The sequence below is a fragment of the Massilia sp. IC2-278 genome (assembly GCF_020708045.1).
Classification (GTDB): Bacteria; Pseudomonadota; Gammaproteobacteria; order Burkholderiales; family Burkholderiaceae_D; genus Telluria.
This window is the reverse complement of the sequence record NZ_JAJFES010000003.1, coordinates 67,954-79,812: the sequence shown is the minus strand read 5'-3', so window position 1 is coordinate 79,812 and position 11,859 is coordinate 67,954. Positions and strand designations below refer to the sequence as shown.

12 protein-coding genes are annotated in these 11,859 nt (G+C 68.3%); all 12 read left to right on the top strand.

Annotation, left to right across the window (positions count from 1 at the left end; translation table 11 throughout):
* Genes LK540_RS08090 through LK540_RS08035 form a run of 12 tightly spaced genes read left to right on the top strand, consistent with a single transcriptional unit; the run spans position 1 to position 11,853 of the window.
* A complete protein-coding gene (locus LK540_RS08090) occupies positions 1-1,077 on the top strand; it encodes a class I SAM-dependent methyltransferase (RefSeq protein WP_229436660.1) in 1,077 nt (358 codons plus the stop codon).
* Positions 1,070-1,816, top strand: coding sequence for a glycosyltransferase family 2 protein (locus tag LK540_RS08085; protein ID WP_229437126.1), 747 nt, complete (start codon positions 1,070-1,072; stop codon positions 1,814-1,816). Before LK540_RS08090 ends, LK540_RS08085 begins: the two co-directional genes overlap by 8 nt.
* Positions 1,807-2,742: an acyltransferase gene (locus LK540_RS08080; RefSeq protein ID WP_229436659.1), complete on the top strand. Its 936-nt coding sequence runs from the start codon at positions 1,807-1,809 to the stop codon at positions 2,740-2,742. Before LK540_RS08085 ends, LK540_RS08080 begins: the two co-directional genes overlap by 10 nt.
* Entirely contained in the window at positions 2,729-4,300 is a 1,572-nt protein-coding gene (hutH, locus tag LK540_RS08075; RefSeq protein ID WP_229436658.1) for a histidine ammonia-lyase, read from the top strand. The genes LK540_RS08080 and hutH overlap by 14 nt, the downstream gene beginning before the upstream one ends.
* Positions 4,293-4,727, top strand: a complete 435-nt coding sequence (locus LK540_RS08070) for a thioesterase family protein (protein ID WP_229436657.1) — start codon at positions 4,293-4,295, stop codon at positions 4,725-4,727. Before hutH ends, LK540_RS08070 begins: the two co-directional genes overlap by 8 nt.
* A complete protein-coding gene (locus LK540_RS08065) occupies positions 4,724-5,326 on the top strand; it encodes an outer membrane lipoprotein carrier protein LolA (RefSeq protein ID WP_229436656.1) in 603 nt (200 codons plus the stop codon). The genes LK540_RS08070 and LK540_RS08065 overlap by 4 nt, the downstream gene beginning before the upstream one ends.
* A gap of 2 nt (positions 5,327-5,328) precedes the next feature.
* A complete protein-coding gene (locus tag LK540_RS08060) occupies positions 5,329-7,713 on the top strand; it encodes an MMPL family transporter (RefSeq protein ID WP_229436655.1) in 2,385 nt (794 codons plus the stop codon).
* A complete protein-coding gene (locus LK540_RS08055) occupies positions 7,691-8,242 on the top strand; it encodes a DUF3261 domain-containing protein (protein ID WP_229436654.1) in 552 nt (183 codons plus the stop codon). The genes LK540_RS08060 and LK540_RS08055 overlap by 23 nt, the downstream gene beginning before the upstream one ends.
* The gene (locus LK540_RS08050) at positions 8,239-9,432 is read left to right on the top strand and encodes a beta-ketoacyl-ACP synthase (protein ID WP_374041339.1); all 1,194 of its coding nucleotides are present in this window, start codon (positions 8,239-8,241) and stop codon (positions 9,430-9,432) included. The genes LK540_RS08055 and LK540_RS08050 overlap by 4 nt, the downstream gene beginning before the upstream one ends.
* Positions 9,429-9,887: a 3-hydroxylacyl-ACP dehydratase gene (locus LK540_RS08045; protein WP_229436653.1), complete on the top strand. Its 459-nt coding sequence runs from the start codon at positions 9,429-9,431 to the stop codon at positions 9,885-9,887. The genes LK540_RS08050 and LK540_RS08045 overlap by 4 nt, the downstream gene beginning before the upstream one ends.
* A complete protein-coding gene (fabG, locus tag LK540_RS08040) occupies positions 9,884-10,618 on the top strand; it encodes a 3-oxoacyl-ACP reductase FabG (RefSeq protein ID WP_229436652.1) in 735 nt (244 codons plus the stop codon). Before LK540_RS08045 ends, fabG begins: the two co-directional genes overlap by 4 nt.
* Complete coding sequence (locus tag LK540_RS08035; protein ID WP_229436651.1) at positions 10,615-11,853, top strand: beta-ketoacyl-ACP synthase; 1,239 nt, start codon at positions 10,615-10,617, stop codon at positions 11,851-11,853. The genes fabG and LK540_RS08035 overlap by 4 nt, the downstream gene beginning before the upstream one ends.
* Positions 11,854-11,859: the final 6 nt, after the last annotated feature.

The window sequence follows — 11,859 nt, the reverse complement described above, 5'->3', positions numbered from 1 at the left end:
ATGTTGAACAAGAAGTTTTCGCCGGAGCGCCAGAGTGCCTTCGAAGCCCGTTTCGAAGCGCAGAAGATCGCCTATGGCCCGGTGGTGTTCCAGTGCGTGCGCTATGCCTGGAAGCGCGGCATGCTGCAGGCCATCGCCGATGCCGGCGAGGCGGGACTGTCGGTCGAGGAACTGGCGGCCACCGGCCAATGGACGCCCTACGTGCTGAAGGTGGTGCTGGAAACCTGTTTGTCCGCCGGCGTGGTCTTGCTGAGCGAGGGCCGCTACGCGCTCGACAAGGCCGGCTTCGTCGTCCTCACCGACCCGATCACGCAAATCAACATCGACTTCAACCACGACGTCTGCTACCAGGCCCTGTTCTCGCTCGAACAGACGCTGGACCAGGAAAAGCCGCTCGGCCTGAAGGTCTTCGGCGAGTGGCCGACCATTTATGAAGGCTTGGCGCAATTGCCGGAACCGGCGCGCAGCAGCTGGTTCGCTTTCGACCATTATTATTCGGACACCTCCTTCCCGGACATCCTGCCCGACGTATTTGCCACCGCGCCGCGCCGCGTGATGGACATCGGCGCGAATACCGGCAAGTTCACGCTGGCGGCCCTGCAGGCGAACGCCGGCATCGAACTGCACCTGGTCGACTTGCCGGGCCAGCTGGCCGTGGCCGACAAGCATTTGCAGGAAGCCGGCCTGCGCGAACGCGCGACCCTGCACCCGACGAACCTGCTGGACAAGGCTGCCGCGCTGCCGTCGAACATGGACGTCATCTGGATGAGCCAGTTCCTGAGCTGCTTCTCGGAAGAGGCGATCGCGTCGATCCTGGAACGTGCGGCCGCCGCCCTCGGCCCGCGCGGCCAGGTCCTGATCATGGACACCTTCTGGGACCGCCAGCGCTACGACATCGCGTCCTACTGCCTGATCAATACGTCGCCTTACTTCAACAACCTCGCCAGCGGCAACAGCAAGGTGTACGAGAGCGACGACTACGTCCGCCTGGCCAAAGCGGCCGGCCTGGAACTCGTGACCGCGCGCGACGGCATCGGCTATTGCCATTCGCTGCTGCGCTTTGCCAAGGCTGCCTGACGTGTTCACGCCCTGCGTCGTCATCCCTGTTTACAACCACGAGCACGCGATCGGCAAGGTGCTGGCGCAGGTGCTCGAATACGGCATGCCCTGCATCCTGGTCGACGACGGCAGCTCGCCCGCCTGCGCGGCCGAACTCGACCGCCTGGCCGCGCTGCATCCGGGCCGCGTGGTGCTGGAACGGCATACGGTCAACCAGGGCAAGGGCGGGGCGGTGCTGACCGGCTTTGCACGCGCGGCACGCGAAGGCTACAGCCACGTGCTGCAGGTCGACGCCGACGGCCAGCATGCGGTGGCCGACATCCCGCGCTTCCTCGACGCCGCACGTGCGCGCCCGCAGGCGGTGGTGGCCGGCTGTCCGGTCTACGACGAATCGGTGCCGGCGCTGCGCCTGTACGCGCGCTACCTGACCCACGTCTGGGTCTGGATCAACACGCTGTCGCTGGCGATCCGCGATTCGATGTGCGGCTTCCGCGTGTACCCGGTGGCGCCGGTGCTGGCGCTGGCCAAGCGCCGCCGCCTCGGCCTGCGCATGAACTTCGACATCGAGATCCTGGTGCGCCTGTACTGGGACGGCGTCGAGGTCGTGAACCTGCCGACCAAAGTCGGCTACCCGGAAGACGGCGTGTCCCACTTCCAGGCCTGGACCGACAACGTCCTTATCACGCGCATGCACGTGGCCCTGTTCTTCGGCATGCTGCCGCGTATTCCTTCCTTGCTGGTGCGCAGATGGCGCTGAGCCGTCCACACGACTCGCGCCACTGGGCCGCCATCAACGAAGCCAGCTTCGTGGGCGGCATGCGCCTGCTGTTCTGGGTCTGCCGCGTGTTCGGGCGCTGGCCCTTCCGCGTGGTGCTGTATCCGGTGCTGGCCTGGTACGTGCTCACCCAGGGGCGGGCGCGCCGCGCCTCGTCCACTTACCTGGCCCGCGCCGGCGCGCCGAGCGGTGTCATGGGCGTGCTGCGCCACTTCGGCGCCTTTGCCGAAGCCATCCTCGACAAGATGCTGCTCTGGGGCGGCCTGTTCGACTTCAAGCAGGTGCGCCTCCACGGCGCCGAGCCGCTGTGGAACATGATCCAGGAGCGCCGCGGCGCGCTGCTGGTGTGCGCCCACCTCGGCAACCTGGACTTGTGCCGCGCGCTGTCGCTGCGCACGCCCGGCCTCAAGATCAACGTACTGGTGCACACCCGCCACGCCCAGGCCTTCAACGACATGCTGGCGAAACTCGACCCGCGCAGCCAGCTGAACCTGATGCAGGTGACCGAGATGACGCCGGCCATGGCGATGATGCTGTCCGAGCGCATCGAGCGCGGCGAATTCGTGGTGATTGCCGGCGACCGCGTGCCGGTGTCCGACAATCCGCGCGTGGCCATCGCCCCTTTCCTTGGCCACGACGCGGCTTTCCCGGTCGGCCCCTACGTGATGGCCTCGGTGCTCGGCTGCCCGATGTATGCGCTGTTCGCCAACGGCCACGAACTGCATTTCGAACTGCTGCGCGAGCGCGTGACGCTGCCGCGCCGCGGGCGCGAAGCGGCGCTGGCCGAACTGGCCGCGCAGTACGCCGCGCGCCTCGAACACCATGCCCGGCGGGCGCCGCTGGAGTGGTTCAACTTCTACGATTTTTGGCATTTACCCGGAACGGAACCCGTCCATGCAGCTCACTGACATCAATACTCCGCAGCGCATCGTGCGCTTCGACCGCGAGCGCCTGGCGCTGCAGGACATCGTCGACCTGGCGCGCGGCACGGCCCGCGCCGAGCTGTCCGACGACCCGGCCTTCCGCGCCGCGATTGCGAAGGGCGCCGACTTCCTGGACCGCCTGCTGCGCGAGGACGGCGCCATCTACGGCGTGACCACCGGCTACGGCGATTCCTGCACCGTGGCGGTGCCGCTGTCGCTGGTGGCCGAGCTGCCGCACCACCTGTACACCTACCACGGCTGCGGCCTGGGTGCGGTGCTCACGCCGGCGCAGACGCGCGCGGTGATGGGCGCGCGCCTGGCCTCGCTGTCGAAAGGCTTTTCCGGCGTGAGCGTCGGTTTGCTGGAACAGATCGTGCGCCTGTTCGACGCCGGCTTGCTGCCGCTGATCCCGAGCGAAGGTTCGGTCGGCGCCAGCGGCGACCTGACGCCCTTGTCGTATTTGGCGGCGGTGCTGTGCGGCGAGCGCGAAGTGCTGCGCGATGGCGTGCAGGTGCCGGCCAGCCAGGCGCTGAAAGAGGCGGGCATCGAACCGTTGCAGCTGCGCCCGAAAGAGGGCCTGGCCATCATGAACGGCACCGCCGTCATGACCGGTCTGGCCTGCCTGGCCTGGGACCGCGCCGACTACCTGGCGCGCCTGGTCACCCGCATCACCGCGCTGGCTTCGTTCGCGCTGGACGGCAATGATCACCACTTCGACGAAACCCTGTTCTCGGTCAAGCCGCACGCCGGCATGCAGAACGTGGCGGCCTGGCTGCGCCAGGACCTGGAGTACGCCGGCCAGCTGGAACGCAACGGCAAGCGCCTGCAAGACCGCTATTCGATCCGCTGCGCGCCGCACGTGATCGGCGTGCTGGCGGACGCGCTGCCGTTCTTCCGCGAGTCCATCGAGAATGAGCTGAACAGCGCCAACGACAACCCCATCATCGACGCCGAAGGCGAACGCGTGCTGCATGGCGGCCACTTCTACGGCGGCCACATCGCCTTTGCCATGGACGGCATGAAGAATGCAGTGGCGAATTTGGCCGATCTGCTCGACCGCCAGATGGCGCTGCTGGTCGACGCCCGCTACAGCCAGGGCTTGCCGGCCAATTTGTCCGGCATGACGGGCGAGCGCGCGGCCATCAACCATGGTCTGAAGGCGCTGCAGATCAGCGCCTCGGCCTGGACCGCCGAAGCGTTGAAGCTGACCATGCCGGCCTCGGTATTCTCGCGCTCGACCGAATGCCATAACCAGGACAAGGTGAGCATGGGCACGATCGCCGCGCGCGACTGCCTGCGCGTGCTGGAATTGACGGAACAGGTGGCCGCCGCGCTGCTGGTAACGGTGCGCCAGGGCGTGTGGCTGCGCCAGCGCCTGGATACGAATGGAGAAACTGCGCGCGCCTTGCCGGCGCCGCTGGCGCGCATGATGGACCTGCTCGGCCAGGACGTGGCGCCGGTGCTGGAAGACCGCCGCCTCGACCCGGAACTGACCCTGCTGCTCGGCCGCATCCGCGACCAGGCCTGGAGCCTGTATGCGTAAGGCGAAAGCACCGAGCCGCTGGTGGGCCGAAGTCGAGATGCAGGTCCAGTTCTTCGACCTCGACCCGATGCAGATCGTCTGGCACGGCAACTACGTGAAATACCTGGAAGTGGCGCGCTGCGCGCTGCTCGACCAGATCGGCTACAACTACGAGCAGATGAAGGAGTCGGGCTACGCCTGGCCGATCATCGAGATGAATCTGCGCTACGCCGGCCCGGCTACCTTCGGGCAGCGCCTGCTGCTGCGCGCCGAAATCGTCGAGTGGGAAAACCGTCTGCGCATCGACTATCTGATTTCGGACGCCGCCAGCGGCAAGCGCCTGAACCGCGCCACCACCACGCAAGTGGCGGTCGACGTCCACAGCGGCGAGATGTGCTTTGCCTCGCCCGCCATCCTGTTCGAGAAACTGGGAGTACCCGCACCATGAAACGCATCCTGATTGCTGCGGCGCTGGCCGTGGCCTGCGCCGGCGCCCACGCAGCTGCCCCGATTGCGAAGATCGGGGCCATGCTGGCCAAGCCGGACCAGCTGTGCGGGACCTTCAGCCAGACCAAGACCCTGGCCGGCATGAAGAAGCCGCTGGCCTCGAGCGGGCGCTTTTGCGTGGTGGCCGGCAAGGGCGTGCTGTGGCGCACCCTGAAACCCTTCCCGAACACGCTGCGCCTGAAGCGCGACGAGATCGTCCACCTGCAGGGCGAGCGCGTGGCGATGCGCCTGGACGCCAGCCAGGAGCCGACCGTGCGCATGATCAACGGCGTCCTGTTCTCGCTGCTGGCCGGCGACCTGGGCCAGCTCGACACGCTGTTCGAAGTCGACGGCTCGGCCACGAACGACAGCTGGAAGGTGTCGCTGAAGGCGCGCAATGCCGCCCTGGCGCGCGCGGTCGGCGCCATCTCGCTCGACGGCGGCGCCTACGTGCGCACCATCCACATGGCCGAGGAAAGCGGCGACCGTACCGACATCACCTTCTCCGACATCAAGACCGGCGCCGGCGCCATGCTGCCGGAAGAGGCGGCGCTGCTGTGAACATGCAGGGACACGCAAGCAAGCGCCTGGCCCTGCTATGGGCGCTGGTGGTCTGTCTGCTGCTCGGGCACAACGCCTGGCTGTGGCTGGGCCAGCGCATTGCGCCGGATACCGACATCCTGGCGCTGCTGCCGCTCGACGAGCGCGATCCGGTGTTGCAGCAGTCGTTCACGCACATGGTCGACAGCGCCCAGCAGCGCGTGGTGGTGCTGGTCGGCGCAAAAGAGTGGAAGGACGCGGGGCAGGCCGCCGATGCCTACCGCAAAGTGCTACAGTCGTATGCCGGGCTGATCACGTTCGATGCGATGGGCGACGAATCCCAGGCCAATTGGCTGTCCAGCCTGCAGCCGCATGCGGCGGTATTGATCGGCGCTGCCCAGGAAAAAGAACTGCGCGAGCAGCCGGCCCGGTTCTGGACCGAGTCCGCGCTGGCACGTTTGTACAGCGCCTTCTCCGGCCCCAAGCTCGGCGCCTTCCGCGACGACCCCTTCGGGCTGTTTGCCGGCTGGGCCCAGGAGCGCGCCGGCGAAACCCCGGTGCGTCCGCGCGACGGCCGCCTGTTCGTGGCCGCGAATGGGGAAAATGAGGGCCGCGAGTACGTGCTGCTTACCTACACCCTGAAGCCGTCCGCCTTTTCGCTCGGCGCCCAGCAAAGCGTCGTGCCGCTGCTGGACGCGGCCAAGGCCGCCGCGCACGCCGCGGTCCCGTCGAGCGAAATCATCACCGCCGGCGTGGTCCTGCACGCGGCCGCCGCCGGCGCCCAGGCCAGCCGCGAAGTGCACACCATCGGCGTCGGTTCGCTGCTCGGCATCGTGCTGCTGACCTGGCTCACCTTCCGCTCGGTCAAGCCCATCAGCCTGACCCTGCTGTCGATCGGCGTGGGGTTCCTCGGCGCGCTGTCGCTGTGCTGGCTGCTGTTCGGCCGCATCCATTTGCTGACCCTGGTGTTCGGCGCCAGCCTGATCGGCGTGGCCCAGGACTACGGCATCTACTTCCTCTGCCACCGCCTGGGCGCCGACAAGACGCTCGATTCGCCGCGCCTGCTGCGCCGCCTGCTGCCTGGCCTCGGCTTCACGCTGCTGGCCGCCGTCATCGGCTACCTGGGCCTGGCCCTGACGCCTTTCCCCGGCCTGCGCCACATGGCCGTGTTCTCGGCCCTGGGCCTGGTGTTCGCCTGGCTGACCGTGGTGTGCTGGTTCCCGGTGCTGATCCACGCCGATACCCTGAAGCCGGGCTGGCTGGCGCGCCGCTACCGCGGCCTGGTGCTGGCCTGGCCGCGCTATGCGAAGGGCTGGCGCACCACGCTCCCGCTGGCCGCGATGGCCCTGTTCGCGGCGCTCGGCTGGTCGCGCCTGACCACCAACGACGACATCCGCTCGCTGCAATCCTCGCCGCCCGGGCTGATCCAGGACCAGATCAAGCTCGGCAAGCTGCTCGACGCCCCGAGTCCGGTGCAGTACTACCTGGTGCGCGGCGCGAATGCCGAAGAGGTGCTGCAGCGCGAGGAAGCGCTCAAGCGGCGCCTGGACGGCCTGATCGTCCAGGGCCACATCGCCGGCTACCAGGCGCTGTCGAACTGGGTGCCCTCGAGGCAGACGCAGGCCGCGCGTCTGGCGCTGGTGAACGACAAGCTGCTGGAGGCGAACGGTCCGCTGGCGGCGCTGGCGCGCGAGATCGGCGAAGACCCGGCATGGGCCGCGGCCACCGCCGCGCACCTGCGCGCCAACGGCCGCCCCATGGACCTGGACGTCTTCATGCGCACCCCGGCCAGCCAGCCCTGGCGCCATTTGTGGCTGGGCGAAGTGGAGGGTGTGAACGCCAGCATCGTCGCCCTGCGCGGCATGCGCTACGCCTCGATACCGGTGCTCGCCAAAGCCAGTGACGGGCTGCAGGGCGTGCAATGGGTCGACAAGGTCGGCGGCATCTCCTCGGTGCTGGGCCGCTACCGCGCCGACATGGGCTGGGTGGTGCTGGGCGCCTACCTGGTGGTGTTCCTGGTGCTGCTGCCGCGATACAAAGGCCGCACCTGGCGCGTGCTGGCGCCGACCGCCCTGGGCAGCATCGCCACGCTCGCCTTCCTCGGTTTTGCCGGCCAGAGCCTGACCCTGTTCCACGTGCTGGCGCTGATGCTGCTGCTGGGCGTAGGTGTCGACTACGGCATCTTCATGCAGGAAGACGCCGAACACGCCGGGGATGCGCCCTGGCTGGCGGTGGGCCTGTCGGCGGCCAGCGCCATCCTCGCATTCGGCCTGCTGGGCCTGAGCGGCACGCCGGCGCTGCAGGCCTTTGGCATGACCATGCTGGTCGGGACCACCCTGGTCTGGTTCGCCGCCCCGTGCTTCATCGTGAAAAAGGAAACCATCCATGCGAAGCCTGTCCTCGTTTAAGGCAGTTGCCCTGTTCGCTGCGGCCATCGCTCTCGGCGGCTGCGGCACCAAGGAAGGCCCGGCGCGCCTCGGCCTGCGCCTGGCCCCGGGCGCGCTGGGCGAAACCATCAGCGTGCAGCAGCACCTGACCGTGCAGCGTGCCGGGAATACCAACGATCTCGACGCCGCGCTCGAAGTCGACGCGAACAAGGTCAGCCTGGTCGGGCTGGCGCTCGGCATGCGCGTGCTGAGCCTGGAGTACGACGGCCGGGAGCTCACCGAATGGCGCCACGCCATGCTGCCGGCCCAGGTGCGCGCCGCCGACGTGCTCGAAGACGTGCAGCTCACCCTGTGGCCGGTGGCCGAGATCGCACGCGTGCTGCCGGCCGGCTGGACCATTTCCGAAGAAGGCCTGCGCCGCACCCTGAAGCTGAACGGTGAAGTCGTGGCGACGATTCAATACAGCGGCCTGCCGCGCTGGCAGGGCACCGCGGTGCTGGACAACCAGCGCTACCAATACAAGCTGACCATCGTGTCGGCGAGCGAATGAAAAGCGAGATGGTCTATCTGAACGAATGCGCACTGGTGTGCGCGCTGGGCGCGGAGCGCGAGGCGATCAAGCGCCGCCTGCTGGATGAGGCGCGCTCGGGCCTGGCCGTGTCCGACGCCTGCTCGCCGGGCCGCCCGCTGCCGCTGGGCCAGGCCGAGGCCATGCTGCCAAGTCTCGACCATCTGCCGCTGCCCCTGCGCAGCCGCAACAACGCCCTGGCGCTGGCCGCGCTGGCGCAGATCCGGCCGGCGGTGGACGCGGCAATTGCGCGTTATGGCGCGGGGCGCGTCGGCGTCATCATCGGCACCAGCACATCGGGCGTGGGCGCCACCGAAGCGGCATTGGCGGCGCACCTGGAGACGGGCGCGCTGCCCGCGGACTTCCATTACGGCCAGCAGGAGATGGCCTCGCCGGCCCTGTTCCTGGCGCGCGAACTCGGTACGTCCGGCCCGGCCTACGTGCATTCGAGCGCCTGCTCGTCGAGCGCCAAGGCCATGGCCAGCGCCGCGCGCCTGATCCGCATGGGCCTGGTCGATGCGGTGGTCAGCGGTGGCGTCGATACGCTGTGCCGCTTCACGGTGGCCGGCTTCAGCGCGCTGGAATCGGTGAGCGAGGTGCAGTGCAATCCGCTCGGCGCCAGCCGCAAGGGCATCAACCTGGGCGAGGGCGCTGCGCTGTTCCTGATGACGAAGGAGCCGGCAGCGGTCGCCCTTTGCGGCTGGGGCGAGTCCTCGGACGGGCACCACATGTCGGCGCCCGACCCGCAAGGCGGCGGCGCGCGCCTCGCCATGAACGAGGCCTTGCGCCGCGCCGGCATCGCGGCGGGCGAAATCGACTACATCAACCTGCACGGCACCGCGACCGTGCAGAACGATGCGATGGAGTCGCGCGCCGTGGCCGAACTCTTCGGCCATGAAGTCGCCGTGAGCTCGACCAAGCCGTTCACCGGCCATACCCTGGGCGCGGCGGGAGCGGTGGAGGCGGCCTTCTGCTGGCTCGCCATGCAGGACGATAACCCGGAGGGCAAGCTGCCGCCGCACCTGTGGGACGGCGCGGCCGACCCGGCACTGCCGGCCCTGAACGTGGCCGCGCCCGGCGCGCGCCTGGGCCGCCCGATCCGCTACGCGCTGAGCAATTCGTTTGCCTTTGGAGGCTCGAACGCGGCCCTGGTGTTCGGGAGAAAAGCATGAATACGCCCGACATCCACAGCCTGGTTCCGCACAGCGGCGCCATGTCGCTGCTCGGCCGTTTCATTTCGGCCGACGAGGAAAACCTGACGGCCGAGGTGCGCATCGGACCGGACACCATGTTCCTGGCCGATGGCGCGGTCGGCGCCTGGGTCGGCGTCGAATACATGGCGCAGGCCGTGGCGGCGCACGCGGGCTACGCGGCCACACAGCGCGGCGAACCGGTGCGCGTCGGCTTCCTGCTCGGTACGCGGCGCTATGCCTGCGCGGTGCCGGCGTTCGCCCTGGGCAGCGTGCTGACCATTCACGTGCACCGCGCGCTGCAGGGCGAGAACGGCCTGGGCGCCTTCGATTGCCGCATTGAAGACGGCGCCACGGGCCGGGAGCTGGCCACGGCCACGATCACCGTCTTCCAACCAGAGAATGTTGAAGAGTTTTTGCAACGGAGTTCAGAATGAGTAGTAAGGACAAGAGTGTGCTGGTGACCGGTTCGTCGCGCGGCATCGGCAAGGCCATCGCCCAGCGCCTGGCGCGCGACGGCTACACGGTGGTCGTGCATTGCCGCAGGCGCCGCGAGGAAGCCGATGCGGTCGCCGCCGGTATCCAGGCCGATGGCGGCCAGGCGCGCGTGCTGCAGTTCGATATTGCCGAGCGCGATGCGGCGAGCGCCGCGCTGCTGGCCGACATCGAGGCCCACGGCTGCTATTACGGCGTGGTGGCGAATGCCGGCGTGGCGCGCGATACCGCCTTCCCGGCCATGACCGGCGAGGAATGGGACCAGGTGCTGGGCACGAATCTCGACGGCTTCTTCAATGTGCTGAACCCGCTGGTGATGCCGATGGTCCAGCGCCGCAAGCCCGGCCGCATCGTGACCATGGCCTCGGTATCAGGCCTGGTCGGCAACCGCGGCCAGGTGAACTACAGCGCGGCGAAAGCCGGCATCATCGGCGCCACCAAGGCGCTGGCGCTGGAACTGGCCAAGCGCAGCATCACGGTCAACTGCGTGGCCCCGGGCCTGATCGAAACCGACATGATCGAGGAGGTACCGATGGAAGAAGCGCTGAAGATGATCCCGGCGCGCCGCGTCGGCCGGCCGCACGAAGTGGCGGCGGCGGTGAGCTATTTGATGTCGGAAGACGCCGGTTACGTCACGCGCCAGGTGCTGTCGGTGAACGGAGGCCTGGCATGAAGCGCCGCGTCGTCGTCACCGGCATGGCCGGCATCAGCCCGCTCGGCAACGACTGGGCCACGGTCCGCGCGCGCCTCGGCGCCTGCCAGAACGCCATCGTGCGCATGGATGACTGGGCCGACTACGAAGGCCTGAACACGCGCCTGGGTGCGCCGGCCATGCCGTTCGAACTGTCGCCGCGCTTCAACCGCAAGACCACGCGCAGCATGGGCCGTGTGGCCTTGCTCGCCACCCGCGCCAGCGAACTGGCGCTGCAGGATGCAGGCCTGCTGGACCATCCTATCCTGAGTAGCGGCCAGGTCGGCGTGTCGTTCGGCTCCTCGGCCGGCACCCCGAGCGCCATCGGCGACTTCGGGCGCATGATGGAAGAGCGCACCACGCGCGGCATCAACGCCACCACCTACATCAAGATGATGGCGCACACGGCGCCGGTGAACATCGGCGTGTTCTTCGGCGTAACCGGGCGCGTGTTCACGACGTCCTCGGCCTGCACCTCGGGCAGCCAGGGCATCGGCTACGCCTTCGAGGCGATCCAGAGCGGCAAGCAAACGGCCATGATCGCCGGCGGCGCCGAGGAGCTGTGCGCCACCGAGGCCGCCGTGTTCGACACCCTGTTCGCCACCAGCACCCGCAACGACACGCCCGAGACCACGCCGCGCCCCTTCGACCGCGCGCGCGACGGTCTGGTGATCGGCGAGGGCGCGGGCTGCCTGATCCTGGAAGAGTACGAACATGCGCTGGCGCGCGGCGCCACCATCTACGCCGAGCTGGTCGGCTTCGGCACCAACAGCGACGGCACCCACGTGACGCAGCCGAATGCGGCCACGATGCAGGTGGCGATGCAGCTGGCGCTCGACGACGCCGGCCTGGCGCCGGACGCGATCGGCTACGTGAACGCGCACGGCACCGCCACCCAGCAGGGCGACCTGGCCGAGACCCAGGCCACGCACGCGCTGTTCGGCAGCCGCATGCCGATCAGCTCCCTGAAGAGCTACATGGGCCACACCCTGGGCGCCTGCGGCGCGCTGGAGGCCTGGTTCAGCATCGAGATGATGCGCGAAGGCTGGTTCGCGCCGACGCTGAACCTGATTGATGTCGACCCCGAGTGCGGGGAACTGGATTACATCCGGGGCGAGGGACGGCGCCTCGAATGCGAGTACGTCATGTCGAACAACTTTGCGTTCGGCGGTATCAACACCTCCCTGATTTTCAAACGCTGGTCTTCCAAAACCTAAGAGAGA

What these genes read in the sequence shown, in the direction of transcription:
- hutH (WP_229436658.1), top strand. Translation starts at nt 2,729, where the DNA reads ATGCAGCTCACTGACATCAATACTCCGCAGCGCATCGTGCGCTTCGAC.
- LK540_RS08060 (WP_229436655.1), top strand. Translation starts at nt 5,329, where the DNA reads ATGCAGGGACACGCAAGCAAGCGCCTGGCCCTGCTATGGGCGCTGGTG.
- LK540_RS08035 (WP_229436651.1), top strand. Translation starts at nt 10,615, where the DNA reads ATGAAGCGCCGCGTCGTCGTCACCGGCATGGCCGGCATCAGCCCGCTC.
- LK540_RS08045 (WP_229436653.1), top strand. Translation starts at nt 9,429, where the DNA reads ATGAATACGCCCGACATCCACAGCCTGGTTCCGCACAGCGGCGCCATG.
- LK540_RS08080 (WP_229436659.1), top strand. Translation starts at nt 1,807, where the DNA reads ATGGCGCTGAGCCGTCCACACGACTCGCGCCACTGGGCCGCCATCAAC.
- LK540_RS08055 (WP_229436654.1), top strand. Translation starts at nt 7,691, where the DNA reads ATGCGAAGCCTGTCCTCGTTTAAGGCAGTTGCCCTGTTCGCTGCGGCC.
- fabG (WP_229436652.1), top strand. Translation starts at nt 9,884, where the DNA reads ATGAGTAGTAAGGACAAGAGTGTGCTGGTGACCGGTTCGTCGCGCGGC.
- LK540_RS08065 (WP_229436656.1), top strand. Translation starts at nt 4,724, where the DNA reads ATGAAACGCATCCTGATTGCTGCGGCGCTGGCCGTGGCCTGCGCCGGC.
- LK540_RS08070 (WP_229436657.1), top strand. Translation starts at nt 4,293, where the DNA reads ATGCGTAAGGCGAAAGCACCGAGCCGCTGGTGGGCCGAAGTCGAGATG.
- LK540_RS08090 (WP_229436660.1), top strand. Translation starts at nt 1, where the DNA reads ATGTTGAACAAGAAGTTTTCGCCGGAGCGCCAGAGTGCCTTCGAAGCC.
- LK540_RS08050 (WP_374041339.1), top strand. Translation starts at nt 8,239, where the DNA reads ATGAAAAGCGAGATGGTCTATCTGAACGAATGCGCACTGGTGTGCGCG.